This window comes from Pseudomonas sp. GM18, assembly GCF_000282195.1.
Classification (GTDB): Bacteria; Pseudomonadota; Gammaproteobacteria; order Pseudomonadales; family Pseudomonadaceae; genus Aquipseudomonas.
The window spans coordinates 1-26,186 of record NZ_AKJT01000041.1 but is presented as its reverse complement, the minus strand read 5'-3'; the positions used below and the strand labels follow the sequence as shown (position 1 = coordinate 26,186).

General features: G+C 60.0%; 26 protein-coding genes. 10 read left to right on the top strand and 16 right to left on the bottom strand.

Features of this window, described 5'->3' with window-relative positions:
• Positions 1-169: 169 nt before the first annotated feature.
• The 3 genes from PMI21_RS15590 to PMI21_RS15600 form a co-directional block, all read right to left on the bottom strand.
• Positions 170-643, bottom strand: coding sequence for an LEA type 2 family protein (locus tag PMI21_RS15590; protein WP_007937827.1), 474 nt, complete (start codon positions 641-643; stop codon positions 170-172).
• 55 nt (positions 644-698) lie between these two features.
• Entirely contained in the window at positions 699-2,174 is a 1,476-nt protein-coding gene (locus tag PMI21_RS15595) for a nucleobase:cation symporter-2 family protein (RefSeq protein ID WP_033063981.1), read from the bottom strand.
• 170 nt (positions 2,175-2,344) lie between these two features.
• Entirely contained in the window at positions 2,345-3,238 is an 894-nt protein-coding gene (locus PMI21_RS15600; RefSeq protein ID WP_007937825.1) for a LysR family transcriptional regulator, read from the bottom strand.
• Between the two features lie 101 nt (positions 3,239-3,339).
• Between PMI21_RS15600 and PMI21_RS15605 the strand changes: the two genes are divergently transcribed.
• From PMI21_RS15605 to PMI21_RS15630, 6 genes are all read left to right on the top strand, one after another.
• On the top strand, positions 3,340-4,431 hold the full coding sequence (locus PMI21_RS15605; protein WP_007937824.1) for a polyamine ABC transporter substrate-binding protein: 1,092 nt from the start codon (positions 3,340-3,342) through the stop codon (positions 4,429-4,431).
• Between the two features lie 22 nt (positions 4,432-4,453).
• Positions 4,454-5,413, top strand: a complete 960-nt coding sequence (speB, locus tag PMI21_RS15610; protein WP_007937823.1) for an agmatinase — start codon at positions 4,454-4,456, stop codon at positions 5,411-5,413.
• Positions 5,414-5,519: 106 nt separating this feature from the next.
• Complete coding sequence (locus PMI21_RS15615; RefSeq protein ID WP_007937821.1) at positions 5,520-6,236, top strand: helix-turn-helix transcriptional regulator; 717 nt, start codon at positions 5,520-5,522, stop codon at positions 6,234-6,236.
• Between the two features lie 52 nt (positions 6,237-6,288).
• A complete protein-coding gene (locus PMI21_RS15620; protein ID WP_007937819.1) occupies positions 6,289-6,630 on the top strand; it encodes a nuclear transport factor 2 family protein in 342 nt (113 codons plus the stop codon).
• Between the two features lie 202 nt (positions 6,631-6,832).
• Complete coding sequence (gene zapE / locus PMI21_RS15625; RefSeq protein ID WP_007937817.1) at positions 6,833-7,951, top strand: cell division protein ZapE; 1,119 nt, start codon at positions 6,833-6,835, stop codon at positions 7,949-7,951.
• 130 nt (positions 7,952-8,081) lie between these two features.
• Positions 8,082-8,573 (top strand): GNAT family N-acetyltransferase, encoded by a 492-nt coding sequence (locus PMI21_RS15630; RefSeq protein WP_007937815.1) that lies wholly within the window; start codon positions 8,082-8,084, stop codon positions 8,571-8,573.
• 75 nt (positions 8,574-8,648) lie between these two features.
• On the opposite strand, the gene PMI21_RS15635 is transcribed toward PMI21_RS15630, so the two are convergent.
• Together PMI21_RS15635 and PMI21_RS15640 are read right to left on the bottom strand one after the other, a co-directional pair.
• Complete coding sequence (locus tag PMI21_RS15635; RefSeq protein ID WP_007937813.1) at positions 8,649-10,394, bottom strand: phosphoethanolamine transferase CptA; 1,746 nt, start codon at positions 10,392-10,394, stop codon at positions 8,649-8,651.
• A 195-nt stretch (positions 10,395-10,589) separates the two neighbouring features.
• Positions 10,590-10,772: a DUF6026 family protein gene (locus tag PMI21_RS15640; RefSeq protein ID WP_007937811.1), complete on the bottom strand. Its 183-nt coding sequence runs from the start codon at positions 10,770-10,772 to the stop codon at positions 10,590-10,592.
• Positions 10,773-11,044: 272 nt separating this feature from the next.
• Between PMI21_RS15640 and gnd the strand changes: the two genes are divergently transcribed.
• Genes gnd through PMI21_RS15655 form a run of 3 tightly spaced genes read left to right on the top strand, consistent with a single transcriptional unit; the run spans position 11,045 to position 14,363 of the window.
• Positions 11,045-12,025 (top strand): phosphogluconate dehydrogenase (NAD(+)-dependent, decarboxylating), encoded by a 981-nt coding sequence (gnd, locus tag PMI21_RS15645; RefSeq protein ID WP_007937809.1) that lies wholly within the window; start codon positions 11,045-11,047, stop codon positions 12,023-12,025.
• Positions 12,022-13,545, top strand: a complete 1,524-nt coding sequence (zwf, locus tag PMI21_RS15650; RefSeq protein ID WP_007937807.1) for a glucose-6-phosphate dehydrogenase — start codon at positions 12,022-12,024, stop codon at positions 13,543-13,545. The genes gnd and zwf overlap by 4 nt, the downstream gene beginning before the upstream one ends.
• On the top strand, positions 13,542-14,363 hold the full coding sequence (locus tag PMI21_RS15655; RefSeq protein WP_007937806.1) for a Cof-type HAD-IIB family hydrolase: 822 nt from the start codon (positions 13,542-13,544) through the stop codon (positions 14,361-14,363). Before zwf ends, PMI21_RS15655 begins: the two co-directional genes overlap by 4 nt.
• 25 nt (positions 14,364-14,388) lie before the next feature.
• On the opposite strand, the gene nhaB is transcribed toward PMI21_RS15655, so the two are convergent.
• From nhaB to PMI21_RS15670, 3 genes are all read right to left on the bottom strand, one after another.
• Positions 14,389-15,891, bottom strand: a complete 1,503-nt coding sequence (gene nhaB, locus PMI21_RS15660) for a sodium/proton antiporter NhaB (RefSeq protein ID WP_007937805.1) — start codon at positions 15,889-15,891, stop codon at positions 14,389-14,391.
• Positions 15,892-15,958: 67 nt separating this feature from the next.
• Positions 15,959-17,248: a hypothetical protein gene (locus tag PMI21_RS15665; RefSeq protein ID WP_007937804.1), complete on the bottom strand. Its 1,290-nt coding sequence runs from the start codon at positions 17,246-17,248 to the stop codon at positions 15,959-15,961.
• A 283-nt stretch (positions 17,249-17,531) separates the two neighbouring features.
• Entirely contained in the window at positions 17,532-17,798 is a 267-nt protein-coding gene (locus PMI21_RS15670) for a hypothetical protein (protein WP_007937803.1), read from the bottom strand.
• A 343-nt stretch (positions 17,799-18,141) separates the two neighbouring features.
• On the opposite strand from PMI21_RS15670, the gene PMI21_RS15675 reads away from it, so the two are divergent.
• Positions 18,142-19,467, top strand: coding sequence for a sigma-54 dependent transcriptional regulator (locus PMI21_RS15675; protein WP_007937802.1), 1,326 nt, complete (start codon positions 18,142-18,144; stop codon positions 19,465-19,467).
• Between the two features lie 67 nt (positions 19,468-19,534).
• Here the strand turns inward: PMI21_RS15675 and PMI21_RS15680 are convergent, their stop codons facing one another.
• The 8 genes from PMI21_RS15680 to pnuC form a co-directional block, all read right to left on the bottom strand.
• Entirely contained in the window at positions 19,535-20,839 is a 1,305-nt protein-coding gene (locus tag PMI21_RS15680; RefSeq protein WP_007937801.1) for a hypothetical protein, read from the bottom strand.
• Positions 20,840-20,885: 46 nt separating this feature from the next.
• Positions 20,886-21,632: a hypothetical protein gene (locus tag PMI21_RS15685; protein WP_033063978.1), complete on the bottom strand. Its 747-nt coding sequence runs from the start codon at positions 21,630-21,632 to the stop codon at positions 20,886-20,888.
• A gap of 45 nt (positions 21,633-21,677) precedes the next feature.
• Positions 21,678-22,358, bottom strand: a complete 681-nt coding sequence (locus PMI21_RS15690; protein WP_007937799.1) for a C39 family peptidase — start codon at positions 22,356-22,358, stop codon at positions 21,678-21,680.
• Positions 22,359-22,425: 67 nt separating this feature from the next.
• The gene (locus tag PMI21_RS15695; protein ID WP_007937794.1) at positions 22,426-23,373 is read right to left on the bottom strand and encodes a hypothetical protein; all 948 of its coding nucleotides are present in this window, start codon (positions 23,371-23,373) and stop codon (positions 22,426-22,428) included.
• Between the two features lie 64 nt (positions 23,374-23,437).
• Positions 23,438-24,031: a hypothetical protein gene (locus tag PMI21_RS15700; RefSeq protein WP_007937793.1), complete on the bottom strand. Its 594-nt coding sequence runs from the start codon at positions 24,029-24,031 to the stop codon at positions 23,438-23,440.
• Position 24,032: 1 nt separating this feature from the next.
• Positions 24,033-24,488: a hypothetical protein gene (locus PMI21_RS15705; RefSeq protein WP_007937791.1), complete on the bottom strand. Its 456-nt coding sequence runs from the start codon at positions 24,486-24,488 to the stop codon at positions 24,033-24,035.
• A 488-nt stretch (positions 24,489-24,976) separates the two neighbouring features.
• On the bottom strand, positions 24,977-25,510 hold the full coding sequence (locus PMI21_RS15710; protein WP_007937789.1) for an AAA family ATPase: 534 nt from the start codon (positions 25,508-25,510) through the stop codon (positions 24,977-24,979).
• Complete coding sequence (gene pnuC / locus PMI21_RS15715; RefSeq protein ID WP_007937788.1) at positions 25,507-26,070, bottom strand: nicotinamide riboside transporter PnuC; 564 nt, start codon at positions 26,068-26,070, stop codon at positions 25,507-25,509. Before pnuC ends, PMI21_RS15710 begins: the two co-directional genes overlap by 4 nt.
• Positions 26,071-26,186: the final 116 nt, after the last annotated feature.

The window sequence follows — 26,186 nt, the reverse complement described above, 5'->3', positions numbered from 1 at the left end:
AGGCTGCGTTCGGCTGCGAAGCAGTCGTCAAATAAGACAATGCGGTGCATCAGATACACCACGGCAGCCGGACTCACGACTGCTTCGCAGCCGAACGCAGCCTCGCAGGCTCGACAGCTGCTACAGATCGCACTACGGCGTAAGTGAACAGAATTACGTTACTAGCGCGTTACCAGGTGCCGGAGATCGAGCCCGGCAGGCTGAGCTTGCCGCGATCGACAAAACGCATGGTGCCGAACGCGCCGCCAGCCAGTTTGCCGCGCAATACGTAGGGCAGATTGTCCAGGGTCTGCGTCTGACTCAACCCGAGGGTCTGACGCAGCACCGTGAACGCCGAGATGCTCACCGGCACCACTATCACCGCTTCGGAGAACCGTGGGATCGAGCCCGATTGATCGCTGACGCCGGAGGCGAGTGGTCGGCCATTAACCTCCAGGTCCAGCGCCACGCCGTTGTAGGCGATCGCGGTTTCATTGGGGTTTTGCACGCGCAGTTTTACCGCGAAGCGCACTTCCAGCTCCTGGCTTTGCAGCGGTTCGATACCGACCACATTAATGTGCAGCGGGTCGCGACTGGGGAACAAGGCGCAGGCGCTCAGGGAGAGCAATAGAAGGGATAGGGACAGGGCTAGCAATCTGCGCATGGACGGGCTCTCGTAGAGAAAAAGGCCGAACCGCCCAAAGCTCGGCCTTCGAGCATTACGGACGGTTCAACTGTGCGACAGCCACAGGCGACGCGGGTTCACCCTTGGCCGGAACATCCGGGTTCTGCATCACCTGAAGCACCGAGGCTTCCGGGTCGAACTCGTCTTCTTCCAGCTCGATGAACTCTTCGGGCAGGAAGATATTCAGCACGATAGCGCACAACGCACCGACAGTGATCGGCGATTCGAAGATGTTGTGCAGCGCCTTCGGCAGCTCGCGCAAGACTTCAGGCACCGCCGCGACGCCCAGGCCCATGCCGAGGGAAATCGCCACGATCAGCATGTTGCGCCGATGCAGGCCGGCCTCGGCGAGGATCTTGATCCCGGCCACTGCCACGGTGCCGAACATCACCAGTTCGGCACCGCCGAGCACCGGTTTGGGCATCAATTGCAGCACCGCGCCGATCATCGGGAACAAGCCCAGCAGCACCAACAAACCGGCAATGAAAAACGCCACATAACGGCTGGCCACGCCAGTGAGCTGGATCACCCCGTTGTTCTGGGCGAAGGTCACCATCGGCATGCTGTTGAATACCGCCGCCATGGCCGAGTTGAGGCCGTCGGCCAGCAGCCCGGACTTGATCCGACGGATATACACCGGGCCTTTGACCGGCTGCCGGGAAATCATCGAATTGGCCGTCAGGTCACCGGCGGCTTCGAGGGGCGACACCAGGAAAATCACCGCCACCGGCACAAACGCCACCCAATCGAAGGAAAAACCGTACTTGAACGGCACAGGCACGCTCATCAGCGGCACGGCGGGCAGGCTGGCGAAATCGACCAGGCCCATGAACCACGCGACTGCATAACCGAGGGCCAGGCCGATGACGATTGCTCCCAGGCGCAGGAACGGCACGTCTACCCGGTTCAACACCACGATGGTTCCCAGCACCAATGCCGCCAACGCCAGATGGCTGGCCGCGCCGAGATCCGCCGCACCGAAACCGCCGGCGATGTCGGTCATGGCGACCTTGATCAGCGACAGGCCCATGAGGGTAATGATGGTGCCGGTCACCACCGGGGTGATCAGCATCCGCAGCTTGCCGATGAACTGGCTCAACACCACTTCGATGAACGCGGCGAAAAAGCACACGCCGAAAATCGTCGACAGGATTTCATCGGTGCCACCGCCTCGCGCCTTGACCATGAACCCGGCGCTGAGAATCACGCTAATGAACGAGAAACTGGTGCCTTGCAGGCACAACAGGCCGGAGCCGACCGGGCCGAACCGCCGCGCCTGCACAAACGTGCCCAGCCCCGAGACGAACAGCGCCATGCTGATCAGATAAGGCACTTCACTTTGCAGGCCCAGGGCGCTGCCCATGATCAGCGTCGGGGTGATGATGCCGACGAAACTCGCCAGTACATGTTGCAGGGCGGCGAAGACCGTGGCGGTCAGGTGAGGGCGGTCGTCCAGGCCGTAAATCAGATCGTTGTGACGTGGGGAAGCGGTTTTTTCAGCTGCGGTCATGGTCAGGTGCGTGCCAGAAGGCGGGCCGGTCGGAAAAGGGTGCGCAGGATGCCAGAACGGTCTGGCCACGGCAAAATCCTGTAGGAGCGAGGCTTGCCCGCGAAGAACGATGACGCGTAATACCTGAAAAACCGCGGCGCATCCTTCGCGGGCAAGCCTCGCTCCTACGTTCAGACAAACGCCGCCAGCAGATCCTCTTCAAACGCCTTTTGCGCATCCCCCGGCACCTGTGCGCGATGGCGGGCCAGGTGGAACGCTACCTCGAAACTCATGTCATCCTGGCGCACGGCACGGAGCAATCCTTTGTCTTCCCAGCTACGTGCGAAGTGATCGGGCAAATACCCCACATGCTTGCCGGACAGAATGAAGGCGAGGGTGCCTTCGACCTGCTCGGACCGCGCCGAACACATTTCCCCCTGAAACGGCTCGTCGCTGCGCAGGAAACGATAGGGGTGATCGACCCGGTCGCAGGCCTGGAGCGCTTGATCGTCAGGGGCGTCATCGGTGAACAGTGGATGCCCGGAGGCGCAGTACAGATGCTGGGTTTCGGTGAACAGTTCACGGTAGTCAAAAGCACGCTGCGCCTGTGAGAAATAGCCAATCGCCAGGTCCAGCCGTTGTTGCAACAACAGCCGTTCCATTTCGCCGGGCATGGCGCTGATCAACTCGATACGCACCGATTCGTCCCGTTCGCGAAAGCGCCGGATCGCCTCGGCCACCCGTTGCAACACCGACTGATCAAGCGCTTCGGACAAACCCAGGCGCACTTCGCCGATCAAACGTCCGGCCACACCGTTGGATTGATGGCGGAACGCTTCGATTGATTCGAACAAGGCACGGGTGGCAACAAGCAACTGTTCGCCCTTGGGCGTGATCTTGAACCCGCCCTTGCCGCGACTGCACAGGCGATAACCGAGCCGGGTTTCGAGCTTGGCCATCTGCTGGCTGATGCTTGACTGGCTCAGCCCCAGGTCACCCTGGGCCGCGCTGAAGCCTCCGCACTCCACCACGCTGACAAACAGGCGCAGCAGGTGCAGGTCCAGATCATGCAGTTGACCGAGCATCAAACATTACTCCGCAATAAAGTCAGGATAACTAACCTGGTATTTTTCCAATGTAACCGACGACGCATCCTGCAACCACTTCCTCCAGTCAGGTGTTCGTCATGGCTCCGCTCTTCAAGCTGTGTTTACCCGCGCTGTTCCTCGCCATGGCCGTGCCGGCCCAGGCTGAGGAAAAAGTCCTCAATCTCTACAGTTGGGCCGATTACGTGGCGCCCGAGACCTTGCAGCGTTTCGAAAAGGAAACCGGTATCCAGGTGCGCTACGACACGTTCGACACGCCGGAAGTCCTGGAAACCAAACTGCTCACCGGCGGCAGCGGTTACGACGTGGTGGTGCCGTCGTCCAGTGTTCTGGCGCGCGGCCTGGCGGCGGGCGCGCTGAAGGAAATTGCTCACGATGGCCTCAAGGGTTACGCCAACCTCGACCCGGACATGCTGGAAAAACTGGCGGCGGTCGACCCCGGCAATCGGTATGGCGTGCCTTACACCTGGGGCACGCTCGGGCTCGGGATGAATGTCGAGGCGGTAAAACAACGTTTGCCCAATGTTCCGCTCAACAGCCTGGACCTGCTGTTCAAGCCCGAATACGCCAGCAAACTGAAAGACTGCGGCATCGCGATTCTCGATTCGCCGCAAGAGGTGATTGGCCTGGCGCTGCATTACTTGGGTAAAGATCCCTACAGCACTGACAAGGCTGATCTGACAGCCGCCGACACCCTGTTGCGTCAGCTACAGCCGTCGGTGCTGTACGTCGCCACCGGGCGGCAGATCAACGATCTGGCCAATGGCAGCGTTTGCCTGGCACTGACCTACAACGGTGACGCGAGCATGGCCGCCGATCAGGCGCGCAAGGCCAATAAACCGTTCGAGGTGGCGTACCGCATTCCGCGTGAAGGCACGCTGGTGTGGCAGGACAACCTGGCGATCCCCAAGGATGCGCCGCACCCGGAAGCTGCCCGAGCTTTCATCGAGTTCATGTTGCGCCCCGAATCCGTTGCGGCGCTGACCAATACGCTGTTCTTCGCCACGGCCAATCAGGCGGCGACGCTGTTGGTGGATGAGGCGGTGCGCAGCGATCCCGATATCTACCCGCAGAGCGAGGTGCGTGAGCGGCTGTACGCCGACCGCAGCATGAGCCTCAAGGACATGCGTCAGCGCACCCGTCTGTGGACCACTTTCCGTAGCCGCCAATAAGCCAACAATAAGGAACACACCCATGGACGTCCCTGCACAGAACGATCAGGCCATGACCCGCGACAGTCTTTACGGGACTGCCGCCGAAAGCACCTACGCCGGTATCACCAGTTTCATGCGCCGTCGCTACAGCCGCGACTTGCGTGGCGTCGACGTGGTGGTCAGCGGCGTGCCGTTCGACACCGCCACCAGCAACCGCCCCGGCGCGCGTTTTGGACCGCGCGGCATACGGGCGGCGTCCACCGGGATCGCCTGGGAACGCCATTGGCCGTGGACGTTCGACCCGTTCGATCACTTGGCGGTCATCGACTACGGCGATTGCGCCTTCGATTACGGCACGCCGCAATCGGTGCCGGAAAGCATCGAAGCCCATGCCGGGCACATCCTGAATAACGGTTGCGCGATGCTGACCTTCGGCGGCGATCACTTCATCAGTTATCCGCTGCTCAAGGCCTATGCCCGCCAGCATGGCCCGTTGTCATTGATTCACTTCGACGCCCACAGCGACACCTGGCCGGATGAAGAGGGCAAGCGCGTCGATCACGGCACGATGTTCTGGCATGCGGCCAGGGAAGGGCTGGTGGATCCGTCGCGTTCGGTGCAAATCGGCTTGCGCACCACCAATGACGATCATCAGGGCTTTCAGGTGCTGGATGCGCGGCAGGTGCATCGGCAAGGGTGCGAGGCGATCGTCGAGGCGATTCGTGCGCGGGTCGGCGATCACCCGGTGTATTTGACCTTCGACATCGACTGCCTCGACCCGGCCTTCGCGCCAGGCACTGGTACGCCGGTGTGCGGTGGCTTGAGCACGGTGCAGGCGCTGGAGATTCTCGGCGGTTTGCGCGGGATCAACCTGGTGGGAATGGACGTGGTGGAAGTGGCGCCGGCCTACGACCACGCCGACATTACCTCACTGGCCGCGGCGACCTTGGCCATGGAGATGCTGTGTTTGTATGCGGCCAGGCATAAGGTCGATCGATAGCCCTGACTTGCCCGCGAAGCTTTTCAGAGCGACCTATCGCTACTGCCACTTTCTGACAGCAGCCTCTGCTAAGCTCTGGCGACTGCCAGAAAGGAGCCTGCCGACCGTGTCGCGAACCAGCCGTTTACTGACCTTGTTACAAGTGCTGCGCGGCAAAAGTCGTCCGGTGACTGCCGCGACATTGGCCAGCGAGCTCGAGATTTCCGAGCGCACGCTGTACCGCGACATCGCTGAACTCACCGCACTCGGCGCGCCGATTTTTGGCGAGGCGGGGATCGGTTATGTGTTGCGCAGCGGTCTGTTTCTGCCGCCCTTGATGCTCAATGCCGACGAGACCGAAGCCATCGTGCTCGGTTTGCGCTACGTGGATCAGCGGGGGGATGAGGTCTTGAGCAAGGCTGCGGCCGATGCCCTGGCAAAAATCGCCGCGGTGCTCGACCCGACGGCCCAGGACGCCTTGCGTAACCCGACGGTGTTGCCGGGCCCGCCGGGTTATGGCTATCCGCAAAACGCCGTGCCGTTGAATGTGTTTCGCCAGGCCATCCGCGATCAGGCCAAGCTGCACATCGATTACGCGGACGCCAACCAGGTGCCTAGCCAACGGCTGATCTGGCCACTGGCCCTGGGGTTTCTCAATGAGGTGCGGATCATCGTCGCCTGGTGTGAGTTGCGCAGTGCCTATCGCACGTTTCGCACCGACCGGATCTCGGCCGCCAGTGAACAGGGTGAGCGCTATCCGGGGCGGCGCAGCGACCTGTTGCGCACCTGGCGCAAGCAGATGCAACTGGACGAAGCAGGGCGTTTCACTCCTGACAAGAACTGACACTGGCTTGTTTTAGCATGGCTCCAGAATCAACTCACAAGGAGCCGTAAACATGTCCAGTCCAGCCTCTTCACTGGCCCCTGCCATCGCCGCCTACATTGCTGCCGCCAATGCTCGCGACACCTCGAGGGTCGCCAGTTTTTTCGCTGAGGATGCCAACGTGTTCGATGAGGGCCAGCATCAGGTCGGCACCCAAGCCATCGCCCAGTGGATGCAAGACACTGCACAACGTTATCAGCCCCGGGTCGAGGTGCTCGACGTTCAGCAGCGCACCGGCAAAGTGCTGGTGCACAACCTGATCTCCGGCACCTTTCCCGGCAGCCCGCTGGAACTGCGCTACATGTTCCGCCTCAATGAACAGGGCAAGATCGCCCGGCTGGACATCTCGCTGTAACCACCGGCCGATGTAGCAGCTGTCGAGCACCGCGAGGCAGCGTTCGGCGGCGAAGCCGTCGTAAAATCAGGCGCCGCGGTCCGTCAGACACACTGTGCATTCAGGATTTACGACTGCTGCGCAGCCGAACGCTGCCTCGCGGTGCTCGACAGCTGCTACGGCCAGGCTTGGCGAGCCGCTATAGAGACGTATACTGCCGCGCATGAATGTCGACTCTCCCTTAAGCGCCTGGCAACACGCCATCGAACAGAAGGGTTTCGTCCAGGACGAAGCCCAGGAACATGCCGTGTGGGCGCTGCAAAAATGCCACGAAGCCTTGCAGGAAGGCCGCGCGTCCATCACTGGCGTGTACCTCTGGGGGCCGGTTGGGCGGGGCAAGACCTGGTTGATGGATCAGTTCTATCAAAACCTGCGCGTCCCGGCCCGGCGGCAGCACTTTCACCACTTCATGGGCTGGGTGCATCAGCGCTCCTTCCAATTGACCGGCACTGCCGACCCGCTGAAGGCCCTGGCCCGCGAGCTGAGCCAGGAAGTGCGGGTGCTGTGTTTCGATGAACTGTTCGTCAACGACATCGGTGACGCGATCATTCTCGGGCGTTTGTTTCAGGTGATGTTCGAGCAGGGCGTGGTGGTGGTCTGCACCTCCAACCAACCGCCGGATCAGCTGTACGCCGATGGCTTCAACCGCGACCGGTTCGTGCCGGCGATTACCGCGATCAAGCAGCACATGCAGGTGATTGCGGTGGATGGCGGGGAAGATCATCGCCTGCACCCTGGCGCCGGCCTGCAGCGTTACTGGGTGAACGTTCCGGGTCAGCCCGGTGCCCTCGGCGACGTGTTCAAGGCCTTGACCGTCGGCCAGTCGCTGTCCAGCGCTCCGGTGCAGATCGGCTACCGTTCGGTCAATGTCATGCAGGCCAGTCGAACCGTGCTCTGGTGCCGTTACGCCGAGGTCTGCGAGCAGCCTTTTGCCGCCATGGACTTCATGGCCCTGTGCGATACCTTCAGCGCTATTCTGTTGAGTGACGTGCCCAATCTCAGCGCGCAAAAGCGCGAAGGGCGCATCGCCCGCGGCACTGAAGACGGTGTCGAGCGGGTGGCGGCGGGGGATCGCGAGTTACCGCAGTTGTCGGTGCATGACGACGGTGTGCGGCGGTTCATTGCGCTGGTGGACGAATGCTACGACCGCAAGGTGCCGCTGTACCTCGAAGCGCAGGTGCCGATGGAGGCGTTGTACACCGAGGGCTATCTGGAGTTCCCGTTTCGCCGCACCCTCAGCCGTTTGCAGGAGATGCAGCTAAAGCGTTTTGCCGAGGCTTGATGTCCGGGAGAAGGTGTAACGGGGCGAGAGGATACGGTTGTCGGCACCGCGGCGCTCGCGATAAGGTCGCAGGACCTTTCAGTGCGCAAGAAGCGAACTGGGGCAACTTCATGTGTGATCGAGGGTGGAAATGGAATCCGCAGAAATTCTTGTGCTTCAGGCCAGTTACAGCAACCCGACACATGCCGAGGCGATTTGTCTGGTATTGAACCACTACGCCGAAGACCCGATGGGTGGCGGTCAGTCGTTGCCCACCCATGTATTGCAACAACTGCCGGGGGAACTGGCCAAGCGGCCCCATGCTTTCAGTGTATTGGCGTTTGTCGGTGGCGAGCCGGCAGGGCTGGTCAATTGCTTCGAAGGTTTTTCGACCTTTGCCTGTCGGCCATTGGTCAACGTGCATGATGTGGTCGTGGTGTCGAAGTTTCGCGGGTTGGGGCTGAGCCAGAAGATGCTGCACAAAGTCGAGGACATCGCACGCCAGCGCGGCTGCTGCAAGATCACCCTGGAAGTGCTGGAAGGCAATCCAGTGGCCCAGGCGTCTTATGGAAAATTCGGTTTTTCACCCGGCATGTTCAACCCGGCGCACGGCCGGATGCTGTTCTGGACCAAAGCGCTTTAGCCTGCCGAGCCATAAAAAAGGGCGCCCATCAGGACGCCCTTAAGTCATTTGTAGCAGGTCGCGGGCCCCTCAAAACTACTGCTGTACAACCGCCGCTGCGACAGGCGCAACCTTGGGCTTCATCAGGCTGAAGTCGATCAATGGCCGCTGCTCACGCTCGTAAGGGTTGCCGATCATCAATGGCCGAGGCTTGAAGCTGTCGCTGACCAGGCTTTTACTGCGGTCCAGTTCATCGAAACTCAGGCCAGCCAGATCCGCCCAGGTGTGAATCAACTGGGAGCTGCTGTACGGCCGACCCAGATCAGCGGCAAAACTCCAGTCATGGCTTTCGCGCCATTTCGGCGAAGCCCAGGCCATGAATGGAATGGTGTACATCGGCGCGGTCGGCTTGTTCTCGTTGCGGCCCAGGGTGTTGTGGCCAGCGGAGTCGAACACGTCTTCGCCGTGGTCGGAGAGGTACAGCAGGAAGCCGTTCGGATCGGTCTTGGCGTAGTCCTTGATCAGGCTCGAGACCACGAAGTCGTTGTACAGCACCGCGTTGTCATAGCTGTTGTACGTCGGCACCTGATCGTCACGCACACCGTCCGGCACGCCTTTGCGGTCGGTGAACTTGTTGAACGTCGGCGGGTAACGGTACTGGTAGCTCATGTGCGTGCCGAGCAAATGCACGACGATCAGCTTGCGTGGCGCCGCATCGGCCAGCGCCTTGTTGAACGGCTCGATCACATCGCCATCGTACTGGGCAGCGTTCTGGTTACGGTTGTTGTTCAGGTACACCTGCTCGTCGGCCTGTTCGGAGAAGGTCGTGAGCATGGTGTTGCGCTTGGTCATGGTCTGCTGGTTGGTGATCCAGAAGGTTTTGTAACCCGCCTGTTTCATCATGCTGACCAATGACGGCGTCGTCAGGTAGAGGTCCGGGTTTTCTTCGTCGGCGAACGTCAGCACCTGCTGCAGCGCTTCAATGGTGTAGGGGCGTGGGGTAATGACGTTATCGAAAACCGCCAGTTGGTCCTTGAGCTTGTCCAGCTCTGGAGTGGTTTCCCGCGGGTAGCCGTACAGGCTCATGCGCTGACGGTTGGTGGACTCACCGATCACCAGCACCAGGGTCGCCGGCTGATTGGCCATCGAATCGGTGAAGTTCTTCAGCGGCGGGATCTTGCTGGCGCTGTCGAGCATGTCTTGCATGCCGGCCAGGGTACCGAGGTAACGGTGATAGGCCACGGCCATCTGCCACGGCACCGCGGGCTCGATGCGGGTTTCGAATTTCTCGAAGCCGTCCGCCAGGCTGCCGGTGTGCGCGGTCTGCTTGATCAGCGGGTAACCGATCACGGCCAGCAGAATCGCCGTCGCGGCAATCAGCGCCTGGGCGCGTGGCAGGTACACCGGGCGCACGCGGGTCCAAAGGAAATATGCGAACGCGGTGTGGGCGAGGAACGCCAGCAGCATCCACCAGGCAAAATACTGCGTCATGTACTCGCCGGCTTCAGACACGTTCGATTCGAACATGATGAAGATGACGCTCTGGGAGAATTCTTGCTGATAGATGAAAAAATAACCCAGGCTGGCCATCGAACAGGCCCACAGCACCACGCCGATCAGCGCGGACATCACACGGGTTTGTTTGGGAAATAACAGCATTGGCGCGAGCCAGACGGCGCTCATCACAAAGGCCTGGCGGAACCCGCTAAAACCGGAGGTGCCCGTCAGTTGAATCAGTAGTTGGGTGATGCCGGAAAAATACCAGAAGAACAGAAACAGCCAGAGAAATCCTGCCCAATCGAAACCCTTCGCAGACGTTTTGCTGCGTTTAAGCAAAGCCATTCAACACTCCAGCCTGATGATCGGCCGTCGGCACTCTCCTTGTCACAGACGAACGGATGCCGCTCGCAAAGCAAGCAGCCACAAAGGGCCGGAGTATCGCCACGCAAGTGTGAAAACTTTGTGAGTTGTCGCAGCGGACAGGATTGCAGCGAGTCAGAAACAGCGGTGGGGCTGCTTCCGACTCAAGCGAGGAGATCAGGCGTGGGGAGCACGTAGGGTGACGGGCAAGGGCTGAGCCTGATTGCCTTGGGCCAGCAGGCGCAACTGCGCAACTTCTCGTTTCAACTGATCGCGCTCGTCTTTCAGCTGGCGCAGTTCATCGCGACGGATCGTGACGTAAAGGGTTTGTGCTGGCAGTGCTGTGTGTACGGTGCCCATTGCTCACCTCGCAAATGGCGGTATCAACTGTAAGTCGGCTCCCGAGACCGGGTGCTCACTTACTATCGGCGCCGATTTTGATTTCTTTTGCCCATGAAGGGAACTTTTTTATTTTTAATTGTCGTTGTGTCTTCGGCACGATTCCAGACGTTATCAGTCTGGATCGGGCACAATGCCCGGAAACTTCATCCCGCCGCTCTGGACTAACCTTCACTAGTCGCGTTGGGCTATAACCTTAGACACACTTTATTTGTAGTAGGGAGCATCAGTACATGCAACTCGGGATTATTGGACTGGGCCGCATGGGCGGTAATATTGCGCGGCGCCTGATGCTCAACGGGCACACCACCGTTGTTTACGACCGCAATACCGCCTTTGTCGACACCCTGGCCGAAGAAGGCGCCACCGGTGTTGCCGACTTGCCGGCGCTGGTCGCTGGCCTGGCCAAGCCACGCGCGGTGTGGGTCATGCTGCCCGCTGGCGCACCGACCGAAGACACCATCGACGCCCTGAGCACCTTGCTTGAAGCGGGCGATACCATCATCGATGGCGGCAACACCTTCTATAAGGACGACATCCGCCGGGCCAAGACCCTGTCGGAAAAAGGCCTGCATTACATCGACGTCGGCACCTCCGGCGGCGTCTGGGGCCTGGAACGTGGCTACTGCATGATGATCGGCGGCGATGCCGAGACGGTTAAGCGTCTCGACCCGTTGTTCGAGTCCTTGGCCCCGGGCCTGGGCGACATCCCGCGCACCAAGGATCGCAAGTCCGATGACGATCGCGCCGAGCGCGGTTACATCCACGCAGGCCCTGCCGGCGCCGGCCACTTCGTCAAGATGATCCATAACGGCATCGAATACGGAATGATGCAGGCCTTCGCCGAAGGCTTCGACATTCTCAAGACCAAGTCCAGCGAAAGCCTGCCAGAAGATCAGCGTTTCGACCTGAACGTGGCCGATATCGCCGAAGTCTGGCGTCGTGGCAGCGTGGTCTCGTCCTGGTTGCTCGACCTGACTGCCGATGCCCTGGCCAGCGACCCGAAACTTGAGGGTTACTCGGGATCGGTGGCTGACAGCGGTGAAGGTCGCTGGACCATCGAAGCCGCCATGGAGCAATCGGTGCCCGTACCGGTGCTGTCGAACTCACTGTTCTCCCGCTACCGTTCGCGCGGGCAAGGCACCTTTGGCGACAAGATTCTCTCGGCCCAGCGCTTCGGCTTCGGCGGCCATGTGGAGACTGCGAAAAAATGACCCATGTGATCCGCAGGAAATCCAAGGCAGAACCCGCGCCGCCCACCACGCTGTTTCTGTTCGGCGCCCATGGTGATCTGGTCAAGCGCCTGCTGATGCCGGCGCTGTACAACCTGAGTCGTGACGGTTTGCTGGGGAATGGACTGCGGATCATCGGCGTTGATCACAACGCCATCAGCGACGAGGCCTTCGCCAAAAAACTCGAAGATTTCATTCGGGCGGAAGTGGCGGCCAAGGTCGGCAAGGGCGATCACGCCCTTGATCCGGCGTTGTGGGCCAAACTGGCCAAACACATCAGCTACGTCCAGGGCGACTTCCTGGACGAACGCACCTATCAAGCGCTGGCGGAGAAAATCACCGCCAGCGGCACCGGCAACGCAGTTTTCTACCTGGCCACCGCACCGCGCTTCTTCAGCGAAGTGGTGCGGCGTCTCGGCGCTGCAGGATTGTTGCAAGAAACCCCCGAAGCGTTCAGAAGGGTGGTGATCGAAAAGCCTTTCGGCTCGGATCTGTACACCGCCGAAGCCTTGAACGCGTGCTTGCTCAAAGTGATGACGGAAAAGCAGATCTACCGGATCGATCACTATCTGGGCAAGGAAACCGTGCAGAACATTCTGGTCAGCCGGTTCTCCAACAGTCTGTTCGAAGCCTTCTGGAACAACCATTACATCGACCACGTACAAATCACCGCCGCCGAAACCGTCGGCGTGGAAACCCGTGGCAGTTTTTATGAGGTCACCGGCGCCCTGCGGGACATGGTGCCCAATCACCTGTTCCAATTGTTGGCGATGGTGGCCATGGAACCACCGGCTGCTTTTGGCGCCGACGCGGTACGCGGCGAGAAGGCCAAAGTGATCGGCGCGATTCGCCCCTGGTCGACCGAGGAAGCGCGAGCCAACTCGGTGCGCGGCCAATACGCCGCCGGCGAGATCGATAGCAATCCGCTGCCCGGTTATCGCCAGGAAACCAACGTCGCGCCCGACAGCACCACCGAAACCTATGTCGCGCTCAAAGTGATGATCGACAACTGGCGCTGGGTCGGCGTGCCGTTCTACCTGCGTACCGGCAAGCGCATGAGTGTGCGCGACACCGAGATCGTCATTTGCTTCAAACCGGCGCCGTATGCGCAGTTCCGCGATACCGAGGTCGAAGAATTGCAGCCGACCTACCTGCGGATCCAGATCCAGCCCAACGAAGGCATGTGGTTCGACCTGCTGGCCAAACGGCCGGGGCCGGCATTGAACATGGCCAATATCGAGCTGGGCTTTGCCTACAAGGATTTCTTTGAAATGCAGCCGTCCACCGGCTACGAAACCTTGATCTACGATTGCCTGACCGGCGATCAGACACTGTTCCAGCGTGCCGACAACATCGAGAACGGTTGGCGCGCCGTGCAGCCGTTCCTCGACGCCTGGCAGCAGGACGCAACCGTGGAGAGCTATGCGGCTGGCGAAGACGGACCCAAGACCGCTGACGAGCTGCTGACCCGCGACGGTCGCGTCTGGCACAGCCTCGGATGAGTGACGTCACGCAACAACCCATCCGCTTTCTGCTCAGTGACATGGACGGCACGTTGTTGCTGCCCGATCACAGCCTCAGCCAGCGCACCATCGAGGCCGTCCGCGCCTTGCGCGAAGCCGGTGTGCTGTTCAGCCTGGCCACCGGGCGTCCGCCCAAAGCCATGTTGCAGCAGATCGAAGCCCTGGGCGTTGATTTGCCAACGGCGGCATTCAATGGCGGCACCATCGTCAACCCGGACGGCAGTTTGCTGGTTGCGCACTATTTGCCGGCAACCACAGCGCTGACGGCGCTGACGCTGTTTGCCGACCGGCCGGACATTGAAGTCTGGGTGTTCAGCGGTGGCGACTGGCTGTTGAAGGATTCGAACGGCCCGATGGTCCCGCGAGAGCAGCACGGCCTGGGTTATCCGCCGGTGGTGGTCGAGAGTTTTGAGCCTTACTTGGCACGCATCGACAAGATCGTCGCCGCCAGCAACAACACCGAACTATTGATCGAGCTGGAAGCGCGGTTGCTGGCCAAGGTCGAAGGCCAGGCGCAGGTGTCGCGTTCGCAACCGGTCTATCTGGACGTGACCGCGATGCAGGCCAACAAGGGCGCAGCACTGGCGACACTGGCCGGGTTTCTTGGCGTGTCGCTGGAACAGACCGCCGCCATGGGCGACGGCGGCAATGACCCGGCGATGTTTCATCGTGCCGGGTTGTCGATCGCCATGGGGCAGGCGGAAGAGGCGGTGAAGCGTCAGGCCGACGTGGTGACCGGGGCCAACACCGAAGACGGCGCGGCCCAGGCGATCGAGCAATACATCCTCAAACGCTGAATACACAACCTTGAGTATTGCGGTGCTACAGCCAGTAGCTTACGGCGTACCAGCCAAGAACCCCCATCACTACGGTGTAAGGCAGCGCCATCCACACCATTCGCCCGTACGACAGACGAATCAACGGTGCAATCGCCGAGGTCAGCAGGAACAGGAACGCTGCCTGGCCATTGGGCGTCGCCACGCTCGGCAGGTTGGTCCCGGTGTTGATCGCAATCGCCAGGGTTTCAAAGTGCTCGCGGCTCATGTGGCCGGAGATGAATGCCTGTTTCACTTCGGTGATGTAAATGGTCGCCACGAACACGTTGTCGCTGATGGCCGACAGCAAGCCATTGGCAATAAACAGCATGCCCGGCTGTTGATCCGCCGGCAGCGTTAACACCCACTGGATCAGCGGCGCGAACAGTTGCTGATCGTGAATCACCGCCACCACTGCGAAAAACACCACCAGCAGCGAGGTGAACGGCATGGCGTCCTTGAAGGCGGTGCCGAGGCGGTGCTCGTCGGTGATGCCGGTGAACGCGGTGATCAGCACAATCACCATCAAGCCGATCAGGCCGACTTCGGCGATGTGAAACGCCAGCCCGGCAATCAGAATCAGCGCCGCCGCCCCTTGAACCAGCAACGCGGCGCGCTGACGCGAAGTACGCTCGGCGTTGTCTTCAGCGGCGTAGTTGGCCAGCACCGTACGCACGTTGTCCGGCAGCAGCGTGCCATAACCGAACCAGCGCAGTTTCTCCAGCAGTACGCAGGTCACCAGGCCCGCTGCCAGCACCGGCAACGACACCGGGGCGATCTTCAGAAAGAACTCGGCGAAGTGCCAGCCCATCTCATGGCCGATCAGCAGGTTTTGCGGCTCGCCGACCAGCGTGCAAACACCACCCAACGCTGTGCCGACCGCGCCGTGCATCAGCAGGCTGCGCAGGAAGGCGCGGAATTGTTCGAGGTCGGCATGGTGCAATGTCGGCAACTGCCGGTCATCGCTGAACTCGCTGTCCTGACGCGGATCGTTGCCCGAGGCGACGCGGTGATACACCGAATAAAACCCCACGGCCGCGCTGATGATTACCGCGGTCACGGTCAATGCATCGAGAAACGCCGAGAGAAACGCTGACAGGAAACAGAACATCAACGCCAGCAGCGCCTTGGAGCGAACCCCCAGCAGCAGGCGCGAGAACAGAAACAGCAGCAGGTCTTTCATGAAGTAGATGCCCGCCACCATGAACATCAGCAGCAGGATCACCGGGAAGTTGTGCACCAGTTCGTCATAGAGCGCCTGGGGCGTGGTCATTTTCAGCAGCAGTGCTTCGATCAGCAGCAAGCCGCCGGGCATCAGCGGGTAACACTTGAGCGCCATGGCCAGGGTGAAGATGAACTCCAGCACCAACAGCCAGCCAGCCGCCACCGGGCCGATCGTCCATAACACCAGGGCGTTGAGAATCAGGAACCCGATAATGCTTGCTTTGTACCAGCGGGGTGAATGCCCAAGAAAATTGTGTGCGAAGGCCTGGGCCAATGAGCCGGACATCGGCTACTCCTTGTATTAAGAAGCGCGCAACTTGCCGTAAGCGGAAGGGAAGATCAAGTGCAGGAAACTAGGGTTGATAACGGGCGACGACAGCTCGGTAGTTGCCATCCAGTGAATAGCCGCCGACGACGATGCAACCGTCGGCCTGCACGGCCAATGAAGTGGCGGTGTCCGGGCCTCGACTCAGGCGTGTGCGGACCCAGCCCTGGCCATTGGCGAAGCTGCGATCCAGCGCTCCGTTGGGTAAGTACCGGGCGAGAATGAAATCGCCATCGACCCCGCCGACCGTCGCTCCGACAGTCAGCACGCGGTCGTCCGGTTGTACCAGGGCGGCGGTCCACTGGCAGCCGCTGTGGCCGATCTCCAACAGTTGTGGCTGGCCGCCATTGTAATGAGTGTCAGGCCGGCCATTGCTGTGAACGTTCAGGGCGAGGCAGTGCGTCGGGTCGCGACTGCTGCCAAAACAATGCAAATCACCATTTTCGTGCTGGACGACCTGGCAGACCTGGGCACTGTGACCCCAGGCCTTGAAGGTCATGAACCCATCCACGGCGAAGCCGTCATCCAGCTGGCCATCGGTGTGATAACGCGCCAGCAAACCTTCCTCGGGGAAGTTGATCGATCCGCCTACCAGGATTCGGCCGTCATATTGCACCATCAAGCTGTTAAGCCAGGTGTTCATCAATAAGTGCCGGACCATGACAAAACCACGACCGTTGAAGGTGCTGTCCAGCGAGCCGTCGGCATTGAGCCGTATCAGCATGCCGACGTGATCGGCGCGTTCAAAGTGATGATTGGCCAGCAGCAGGATTGGACCGTCGTCCTGCACGCAGATATCACAGGCCTCGGTGCCCGGCACGCCGGGTGGTAACCAGACGTCGCGAGCGCCTTGGGAAAGATTCCCCGGCAGGCGCACCACGCAACGGCCATGCTCACCAAAACCCTGTATCGGGCAGCCTCGTTGATCAAACATCGCCAGGGCGGGCAGCGTGCGATGAGCATTTTCGTAGTGCAGGCCGGCCACCAGAATGTTCCCGTCGGCCAGCACCCGCACCGTGCCCGCCATGGCCTCGTAGCCGTGGGCGAATTGCCCGATGATGCTGCCTTGTTTGCCGAAGGCCAGATCCGCCGAACCGTCCTCAAGCAGGCGGGCCAGGCCAAAGCGGCTGCCACCTGGCGTGCCGACCTTGGCTGCCACCAGTATTCGGCCAGTGTGGTCAATCGCCACACCATTGACCCTGCTGGAGGTGCTGCCGGCGAAATACACTTGAGTCTTGCCGTTGCCGGCGAAATGGCTATCGAGTTGCCCGGCATCTTTCACCGTTGCCGGCATGGCAAAAGCAGTCTGGAGTGACATGCGCGCATCTCCTTGCCAGTCGTCCTTGTCCGGGTGCCCGGAGGTTGACTGTCTGAGCAGAACATTCAATCCCTGAATGCGATGATGTGCAACTGCCATTACGCTCGGGAGGAGCGTCGTTTTGTGCCAGAACAGTGTCTTTTCGAACCAGTGACAAGCCTGCCAAGTAATCTGGCGGATTAGAAGTTAAAAACGGGAATTGTGTCGTACAGCTGATCGTAGAAAACCGTCAACTAAGGAGACGAAGGGACGCGGATTACCGGGCGGTAATCCGCGAAAAAGATTAATGCGGCATGGACCACGATTGCAGTGTGTAACCTTCCTCGCTCAACTCGGCGCGGGCTTGTTCCAGCAAGTGTGCAAGTTGCTCCGGATCGGAATAGGCACTGCTCGGAATTTGTTTGCGGCTGATGCGAGTGTTAGTGCGATCAATGATGGCCAGGCTGAGCTCGCCATTACCGTCTTGTGGGGCCCAGGCCACGCATTGAAAGGGTTGGAATGCGCGGTCGGCAATCAAAAGAGCTTCGTTGATACGGAGCGGGGCGTTCATGGGGTCTTCTCTCTGTGTGCCCAATCAAGTGATGTGCCGTCGGTTGGGCTTACCGTTCGGCTGGTTACTTGTACTGATGTCCGCAACCGGGGGTTGGGTCACACACATTCAAAAGAAATTTCAACTTTCTTTGATTCGCCGGCGATTCAGGCAGTTGCTGAAAGCTGAGTGAAAGGTTCAATTCGTTAGGCAACTCATTAAGTGATTTTTTATAACTAATAAGCCAACGTCCCTATAAGCAATCGATACAAGCCAGCGTCAATATTTTGCTAGTGTTACACCGAAGCCCGCCAAATGACTGTTTTTAATAATATTTCCTAAAATTTGGCGCCAAGGAACAGTCATGATCGAAGCGCCTGCTTTACGACGTCTTTTAGTAGTGGATCCTTGCGACGACTGCCACCGTTTGCTGCCGGGTTTACGCGCTGTGGGTTGGGATGTCGACAGCTGTACCCTGGAAAACGCCGCGGAACGAACCTGCGACGTCGGCCTGTTGCGCTTGCAGCCATTTCATCTGGAACGTCCGGAAGCCGTCAAGGAACTGATCACCCGTAGCGGTACCGAGTGGATCGCCGTGCTCGATCAGGATGTCCTGCGAATGCAGAATGTCGGGGATTTCGTCTGCGAATGGTTTTTTGACTTCCATACCTTGCCGTTCGATGTTTCACGGGTTCAGGTCACTCTGGGCCGAGCGTTCGGCATGGCGCGCCTGCGCGGGCAGGGCACGGTTCATATCGATCAGCCTGAACACGAACTGCTCGGCGACAGCAAACCGATTCGCGAACTACGCAAATTACTGAGCAAACTGGCGCCCACCGAATCGCCGGTGCTGATCCGCGGCGAAAGCGGCACCGGTAAAGAATTGGTCGCTCGCACCCTGCATCAACAATCCCAGCGCCACAGCAAGCCATTCGTGGCGATCAACTGTGGCGCGATTCCCGAACACTTGATCCAGTCCGAATTGTTTGGTCACGAGAAGGGGGCCTTTACCGGCGCCCATCAGCGCAAGGTCGGGCGGATAGAAGCGGCAAACGGCGGAACCCTGTTTCTCGATGAAATAGGCGATCTCCCCCTGGAGCTGCAAGCCAATCTGCTGCGCTTCCTGCAGGAAAAACACATCGAGCGGGTAGGCGGCCATCAGCCTATCCCGGTAGATGTGCGGGTATTGGCGGCGACACACGTCGACCTTGAAGAGGCCATCGAGAACAAACGCTTTCGCGAAGATTTGTACTACCGCTTGAACGTCCTGCAAGTGGTCACCGTGCCGCTGCGTGAGCGCCATGGTGATCTATTGATGCTGGCCAACCACTTTTCCCATTTCTACAGCAGCGAAACCGGCCGTCGTCCCCGCAGCTTCAGCGAAGATGCGTTGGTTGCCATGGGCAAGCACGACTGGCCGGGCAATGTCCGCGAGCTGGCCAACCGGGTACGCCGTGGGCTGGTATTGGCCGAAGGACGGCAGATCGAGGCGCGAGACCTGGGGCTGCTCAGTCAGCACGCCTTCGCCACGCCGATGGGTACCCTTGAAGACTACAAGACCCGCGCCGAACGCCAGGCGCTGTGCGATGTGTTGAACCGGCACAGCGACAACCTGAGTGTTGCCGCCCGAGTCCTGGGCGTGTCGCGGCCGACTTTTTACCGATTGCTGCACAAGCACCAGATCCGCTAGGGCGGGTAAACGAAAAGGCCTGCTGCGACATCCATCGCAGCGGGCCTTTTCCATTGGGGTGAAGCGGTCAGAAGTAGTACGGGAATTTCAGGCTGAAGGAAAAGTCCGGGGCATCGTCCGTGATGCCGATGGACAGATTGGGAACGATGGTCAGGTTGTCGGAGGCCGCGATGGTCATGCCGACGTTGAAGTAACCGGCGTTGGCGTCACTGGACACCACAGACTCCCAATCCCCGCCATCCTGCTTGAGCTTGCTTTTGCGTTGCACCAGGTCAGACATCGAGAACGACATACTCATTTTTTCGTTCAGCGCAAATGCGATCCCCGCGCCAATCTGGAAGCTGTCGCCGATCCGCACTTTGCCCGGGACTTTTTGATTGACGGTGGCGCTGATGTCGTCGAAGGATTCTTCGAAGTTGTGGGTGTAGGAAAGGCTACCGAACAGAACCGCCGGATCGTAGGTCTTGACCAGCGAGATACCGGGGCTGATCGACCAGACGCCGTTGCCGGTCGGCAGGGTGTCAGGCACGAACAGGTTGGTATTGGCGTCGCTCTGGCGCAGTTTGATCCCGAACGGGTCTTTGCCGGTCGGTGCCTTGACGCGCAAGGTGAACACGGCGTCCGGGGTGTTGATCGATTCGTCCATGAACTTGTAGGCGATCCCGAAGTTGACATCGCCCAGCGTCGGATCCCGGGTGACGGTTTCTTCGCTGGTCACCCCCGCCGCACCGTTGTTGGCGCCGCCGGACTGATACGTCGATTCGCGGTACACCACCGGCACGTTCAGGTCGAATTGCCAGCGATTGTCGAAGTTGTAGCGGCCGGTGAGGTCCAGCGTCCAGGTGTCGGCCTTGATCCGGTCCAGGTTGATGTTGCCCAGGAAGATCGAGTCCAGCGCGAGGAAGCCGTTGAGGATCAGCTGACGGGTGTCGTAACGCGAATAGGTCAGCCCGGTTTCGAGGCTGAACTTGCCGCCGCCGAAGAATCCGCTGGCCTCGTCATACAGGTTGGAAACACTCTGTGCCGGTTGAGAGTCATCGGCCAGCGATTGCCCATAGGAACTGCCGCTGCCTGCGGCGCCTCCTGAAGCAGCGGCCGCTCCCGTCCCGGTGGCCACTTGCTGGTTGCCTTTCATGTCGGCTGGCGACTTGGCCAGGCGTTTAGGCGGTGCCGCCGCCGGTTGTTCCTCCACCTGGCGGACCCGTTGTTCGAGTACCGCCAGGGCTTTTTGTTGTACTTCGTACCGTTGTTTGAGCTCCATGAGTTGCTGCTTCAAAGCTTCCACGTCCGCATCGGACGCTGCTTGCAGCAGCGCCGACGGGAACAAAGTGCTCAGACAAACGATCGCGCGCAGTGGTACTGACCGATACATGATAAGTCGTCCCCCATGAAGCCCAATGATCGAACATCAGCGTAGTTCAATATCCCAGGCTGCGTAGTGCGTTGAGTTGATTCAGATTGCAGTTGACTGCTCCGGCATTTCGGCCGTTGTTGTTAAGCACCACATTAAGTTGCGTCAGGTTATTGACCCTGTTGCCGTTGCCCAGAAGCCGGGTGTTCTGCACCAGCCCCCCCTGAGCCGCCTTTTGCATGGTCGTGCCTTGATTGTTGCTGGCCTGGATGGCCATTTGTACGCCGCCACCAGTGGCCGCCACTGCGACGCTACCGGCGGCATTGCTGTCGGTAATGGTCTGCCCGCTTGTCAGCACCTGCCCTTGGGCGGGACTCGGCGCCGGCGCCTGGTTGGCCTCCTGGACGTTGATGGCGACATTGTTGTAGGCGGTATTGCCGTCACCGGCGGCGCGCACAGTTTGAATGACACCCTGGGCGGTGGTCAGTCCTGCGCCACCGATGACATTTCCGGTACCCAATGACGGCGTACTGCCGTTACCGGATTCTTTAATGGTCGACACGTAAAATTGGGGTTTTACGGTAGAGGCCTGGATCTGCATGGCCGTCGTCACCCCGATCAGGTCGCCACTGGCATTGCGCCAGGTGCTGCTCATGACAACGCCGAAGCTGATGATCCGCCCCGGCATGACATAACGACCGCGTAGCTCGGCGAGCTCGTGGTCCTTGAGTTCGATGGGTTTGAATCCTGCATTGGCATAGCTTGATGCGCTTGCTGCCAGGCAAGCGGCGGCCAGCCAGTATGAGGTTTTCATCTGCTGCTCCCGGGGCATCCGGCCCTCTCTATCATCAGTGGGCGATTAGAAGAAGTCGCTCTGTATGAAGCCAAAGTCCATCAGTTCGGCATCTTTGACCGGGTTGAATGTGTCCAGCTTGTTCTTGGCCGTCAGCGGTTCAGGAGGGCTACGCAGTGCATTGGTTTTGTCGTAACCGGGACCCACGATAGCGAAGACGATGCCGTTCCAGCCTTTGACAAAGTCATCATGGGAATAGCGTTTGTGCCCAAGCACCGGGTCGCCGATATAGACCCAGTTCTTGTCCGCCCGCTGCATCACCACGAAATGCTTGTAGCCGCGAATTTCCATCAGCACCACCACCGGAATGGTCACCGCTTCGAGTTTCTCGGGCGGTATCCGGTAGCCACGCGCGCGCATGCCGATTGCTTCGATGTAGCGCTTCATGTCCAGCATGGAGAAACCTTGCGTGCGGACAAGGTTCTGGTCAGCGTTGACCAGCATGCCTTTGATGATGTGTTCCTCATCGACATCGAGCCAGTAAGCCTGGCGCAACACCGTGGCCAGTGCGGCGGCGCCGCAGCTGAAGTCGGTTTTTTGTTCGACGATGTCGCTGAACTTGCGCTCACGCACACTTTGCACCTGCTTATAAACCAGCATACCGCCAGGCAAGGCGGCGACTGGCATCTGTGCCGCCTGAGCAAGGCCACACAGGCACAGCAGTGCAAAAAAGGCTGTCGTACGCATGATCGATACGCCCTCGAGGAGCCGTGGAAAGAAAGCCCCGTTGCCGGGGCTTTCATTTCGATCGCGATTACATGCAGGCCCTGCAGCCGGCAGCGATGGACAACGAGTTGCTTTGTTGGTTGCCCACACCCGCCGACACGTTGGCGCCGCCGTTGCCGGAGAAGCCGTTCATCGAGTTGGTCATGGAGGCGTTGTTCACAACAGGGTTTTTCCAGCCGTCTGGCGTCAGCACTTGATGGGTGGTTACGCTAGACAGATCGAAGGTGCCCACGGCGGTGAACTTGAACTTGTCGTCGTCGTGGCGTCTGTGATCCCAACCATTGTCCTCGATAGTCCCGGTGCCATGGGCCTTGAAGCTGCCTGAGGAAGTGGTGGTGTCGGTGAGGGTGGTGGTGACGTGGGTCCGGTCAGCTTTGTTGTCGACATCCAGACCGGTGGTGGATTGGTAAGCGTCAGCCGAGGCTGTCGCTACACGTCCGCCGGACACGGCAATCGCCAGGTTGTTTTTCTGTTGGTTGAAGTTGCCGGCAGTCACGTTCATGCCTATGTTGCCGGAGCCGTTGTTGCCTGCATTGTTGAGCGTGGCGTTGTTTTGAGTGGAGCGGTTTTTGACATAGTTGTCGGTGTTGTACTGATAGGCGTTGGACGTTGCAGTGGCAGAGCCGAAGATGAAACTTTCATCGGCAGTAGCCAGCGCGGCGGCGTTGTCTTGTTGGTTACCGTCGCCGCCAGCCACGTTGGCGCCCATGTTGCCGTCGGAGCCGTTGAGCGAGTTGTCAACTTCGGCAGTGTTTTTGGTGCCTTGGTTGAGTACCGAGTTGCCGCTGCTGTCCTGTGTGTCCCCTACATAGGCAGTGGCGGCGGAGTCGATTGACAGTTGCTGTTCCCAGGTTGGGCCTTTGGGGCCGTGATGGTGGTGGCCGTGGCCGCGTTCGTTATCGCCGGCTTGTGCGGCCATCGCCATGACAGCTGCCAGGGCGAAGACCAGAGGTTTGAGAGCCATTGTGGGTTTCATGGTGTTTCTCCGTGCTTATTAGTTGGTTAAGTGTTGGTTACTTTCTAATCGCACTGCGTTCGGGTCAGTCAGAGACCCGTATGCTCAGGGTGTTAGCCATTCGGTTCCCCACCCCGGCACTCTGGTTCACCTGAATCACTCCTCGGCTGCCGGTGAAGGCCTGGTCGCTTGTCACGACCTGGCGACTGCCTTTTGAAGCGTCAGTTGCCCCTGAGCCTGGTAGCAACGCCACGTTCTGTTGAGAAAGGGCGCTATCGTCGACGCTTTGCGGCGCAGCACTGATGCTGATGCGCATTGCGTTGGCCATCTGGTTGTTGGCCCCGGCGCCCTGGTTGACACCCAGTGCACCGTTGCCTTGACTGAAAGAGTTACCGCCGATGGTGGCCGTCGCGTTCATCGACGGGTTGGCGGGCGTGTCGAGTTTCTGGATGATGCGGGTGGTCGCTGAGGCATCGGTGGTGCCGATGGCGATGGCGCGGGTGTTGGTCTGTTGCTGTTGATCGCCGGATGCCTGGTTGACGTTGAAGTTGCCGTTGTACCGGGCGCCGGAATCCAGGATGCTGGCGCTGTTGACCACCGGAACGCTGGAGTCGGCCATGGCGCTTGCACTGACGCTGGCACTGACGAGCAGGGCGAGCAGGATCGGGGAGCGACTCATGTCATTGACCTCCCGCCAGTCTGCCCAACGGCGCGAGGCCGGAAGTCATGGAGCGGTTGATGGTTCCCGAAATCGCGCCACCGCTGCCGCCCCCGTGACCGGCGCTCATGCCGGGCATGCCGTTGGGGTTGGTGATGACACTGAGGCTGCCGGGTACGCTGGCACCGTTCTGGTTGATGTTGTTGCTGATGGACGAACCGCTGGCCACGCTGGCGAACTCACCATCGCTCAACTCGGTGTTGCTGAGTGTCGTGTTGACACGATCCGAAGGGTTGGCGTTGACAGTGATCGGGTAGGGGTCTTTCTGAAACGGCGGTCTGCCGACGGTGTGGGGTTGTACATCGCGAGTGAGCACGATGACGCCATTGCCTTCAGCCTGAGCGTCGAAGCTGAGTACCGAGACGGCGGCACATCCGAACAGCAACAAGCGTGTCAAGCCTTTATGAAAAGTCCCCACGACGGCGATTCCTTCTGTTGTGCGCTGGCCCTAATCAGCGTTGTGAAGGAGAGAGCGAAAGCCGTGCCGCTTTCTGATTGTTGTTTTGATTCAAGGGGTTATCGATCAAGTTAAATGGATCCTTGATTGAGCTGTTTCAGGCTTGAGACAAAAGCGGGGGCTATAACAGGGAAAAGGAGGCGCAACGCTCTGGATCCATAGCTTGCGTTGTGATGTATCAGCGCTTTAACACAGATCATGACGCAATGATGAATAGCGCTGAAACGGGCTGTTCGAGCACAAAGGTATGTTTCACAAACGGACGCATTTGCAAAAATATCGCAACAAATGCTGGGGTGTTGGCGGCCGTAGCAGCTGTCGAGCTTGCGAGGCTGCGTTCGGCTGCGCAGCAGTCGTGAATCCGGCTGGCGCGGTTTGCCTGATACACCGCAAGTTCTGGTTTTACGACTGCTGCGCAGCCGAACGCAGCCTCGCAAGCTCGACAGCTGCTACGGCCGGAATCGTCCAAGCAGCAGAGTGACGGCCTGCGACGCCTGGGCTCGGCGTTCTGCCCAGTCACCCTGGATCACTTGAACAGGTTGCCGATGCTGCTCCAGCCACGCCTGAGTCGCGTTGAAAAAAGCCCGGCGTTCATCCAGCTGCGGCTGACACCGCTGGCCATCGTCGGTCCAGTCGACAAGTTCAGGCGACAACAGCAAGTGCAAGTCGTAATGCCGGGCCAGCAGCGCTTGTTCGAGCCAGGCCGGGCAATCGCTAAACAGGGTCTGGCTCCAAAGCATGTTGCTCAGCAAGTGCGTGTCGAGAATCAGCAACGGTGGCGCAAGGGCGCGGGCATCATCTTCCCATTGCAGCTGACCGCGGGCGATCTCGGGGATATCCGCCAGGCAGGTGTCCCGTGCCTCCTGTTCAATGAACCAGCGCACGTATTCGCCCACCAGAACACCGCCGAATTGCCGTTGCAGTTCGGCGGCCAGCCAGCTCTTGCCGCTCGATTCGGGCCCCGTGAGCACCAGCACCTTCATGTGCGCAACGCCGGGTCGGCGCGCCACGTGCGCCAGCCTTGCACGGCCAGCAGGGCGAATACCCCATAGAGGGCGGCGGTCAGGTACAACTCTTTGTAGATGAACAGGCCGACGAAGATGACGTCCAGCGCGATCCACAGCGGCCAGCATTGCAGGCGTTTTTGCGCCATCCATAACTGTGCTACCAGGCTGAAACCGGTCAATGCGGCGTCGAGCCAGGGCTGGGCGGCGTCGGTCCAGTGAGCCATCGCGGCCCCCAGCAGCAGACTGCCGACCGCGCCCACGGCCAGCCCGAGCGCGACGGATTTGCCATCGAGCAGGCTGACGTGTCGCCCGTCATGCGTCGCGCCGGCGCGGGTCCACTGCCACCAGCCGTAGAGCTGCAACGCGGCGTAGATGACTTGCAGCAGCATGTCCGAATACAGCTTCACCTCGAAAAAGATCCAGCTGTACAACAGCACCATGACCAGGCCGATCGGCCAGCACCAGGGGTTCTGTTTGACCGTCAACCAGACGGCAATCACACCGAGGGCGGCGGCAAACAGTTCAAGCCCGGACATGGAGGTTCCTTGGGGAAGACGAAAAGGGGGGGAGGATTGTAGCGGCAGGCGCTGCCAAGTAGAACCGGCTTGCGCGGTCCGGTGTAGCAGCTGCCGAGCCTGCGAGGCTGCGTTCG

Excerpts from the sequence above, each read along its gene's own strand:
- PMI21_RS15590 (WP_007937827.1), bottom strand. The coding sequence starts at position 643 with ATGCGCAGATTGCTAGCCCTGTCCCTATCCCTTCTATTGCTCTCCCTG.
- PMI21_RS15595 (WP_033063981.1), bottom strand. The coding sequence starts at position 2,174 with ATGACCGCAGCTGAAAAAACCGCTTCCCCACGTCACAACGATCTGATT.
- PMI21_RS15600 (WP_007937825.1), bottom strand. The coding sequence starts at position 3,238 with ATGCTCGGTCAACTGCATGATCTGGACCTGCACCTGCTGCGCCTGTTT.
- PMI21_RS15605 (WP_007937824.1), top strand. The coding sequence starts at position 3,340 with ATGGCTCCGCTCTTCAAGCTGTGTTTACCCGCGCTGTTCCTCGCCATG.
- speB (WP_007937823.1), top strand. The coding sequence starts at position 4,454 with ATGGACGTCCCTGCACAGAACGATCAGGCCATGACCCGCGACAGTCTT.
- PMI21_RS15620 (WP_007937819.1), top strand. The coding sequence starts at position 6,289 with ATGTCCAGTCCAGCCTCTTCACTGGCCCCTGCCATCGCCGCCTACATT.
- zapE (WP_007937817.1), top strand. The coding sequence starts at position 6,833 with ATGAATGTCGACTCTCCCTTAAGCGCCTGGCAACACGCCATCGAACAG.
- PMI21_RS15630 (WP_007937815.1), top strand. The coding sequence starts at position 8,082 with ATGGAATCCGCAGAAATTCTTGTGCTTCAGGCCAGTTACAGCAACCCG.
- PMI21_RS15635 (WP_007937813.1), bottom strand. The coding sequence starts at position 10,394 with ATGGCTTTGCTTAAACGCAGCAAAACGTCTGCGAAGGGTTTCGATTGG.
- PMI21_RS15640 (WP_007937811.1), bottom strand. The coding sequence starts at position 10,772 with ATGGGCACCGTACACACAGCACTGCCAGCACAAACCCTTTACGTCACG.
- gnd (WP_007937809.1), top strand. The coding sequence starts at position 11,045 with ATGCAACTCGGGATTATTGGACTGGGCCGCATGGGCGGTAATATTGCG.
- zwf (WP_007937807.1), top strand. The coding sequence starts at position 12,022 with ATGACCCATGTGATCCGCAGGAAATCCAAGGCAGAACCCGCGCCGCCC.
- PMI21_RS15655 (WP_007937806.1), top strand. The coding sequence starts at position 13,542 with ATGAGTGACGTCACGCAACAACCCATCCGCTTTCTGCTCAGTGACATG.
- nhaB (WP_007937805.1), bottom strand. The coding sequence starts at position 15,891 with ATGTCCGGCTCATTGGCCCAGGCCTTCGCACACAATTTTCTTGGGCAT.
- PMI21_RS15665 (WP_007937804.1), bottom strand. The coding sequence starts at position 17,248 with ATGTCACTCCAGACTGCTTTTGCCATGCCGGCAACGGTGAAAGATGCC.
- PMI21_RS15670 (WP_007937803.1), bottom strand. The coding sequence starts at position 17,798 with ATGAACGCCCCGCTCCGTATCAACGAAGCTCTTTTGATTGCCGACCGC.
- PMI21_RS15675 (WP_007937802.1), top strand. The coding sequence starts at position 18,142 with ATGATCGAAGCGCCTGCTTTACGACGTCTTTTAGTAGTGGATCCTTGC.
- PMI21_RS15680 (WP_007937801.1), bottom strand. The coding sequence starts at position 20,839 with ATGTATCGGTCAGTACCACTGCGCGCGATCGTTTGTCTGAGCACTTTG.
- PMI21_RS15685 (WP_033063978.1), bottom strand. The coding sequence starts at position 21,632 with ATGAAAACCTCATACTGGCTGGCCGCCGCTTGCCTGGCAGCAAGCGCA.
- PMI21_RS15690 (WP_007937799.1), bottom strand. The coding sequence starts at position 22,358 with ATGCGTACGACAGCCTTTTTTGCACTGCTGTGCCTGTGTGGCCTTGCT.
- PMI21_RS15695 (WP_007937794.1), bottom strand. The coding sequence starts at position 23,373 with ATGAAACCCACAATGGCTCTCAAACCTCTGGTCTTCGCCCTGGCAGCT.
- PMI21_RS15700 (WP_007937793.1), bottom strand. The coding sequence starts at position 24,031 with ATGAGTCGCTCCCCGATCCTGCTCGCCCTGCTCGTCAGTGCCAGCGTC.
- PMI21_RS15710 (WP_007937789.1), bottom strand. The coding sequence starts at position 25,510 with ATGAAGGTGCTGGTGCTCACGGGGCCCGAATCGAGCGGCAAGAGCTGG.
- pnuC (WP_007937788.1), bottom strand. The coding sequence starts at position 26,070 with ATGTCCGGGCTTGAACTGTTTGCCGCCGCCCTCGGTGTGATTGCCGTC.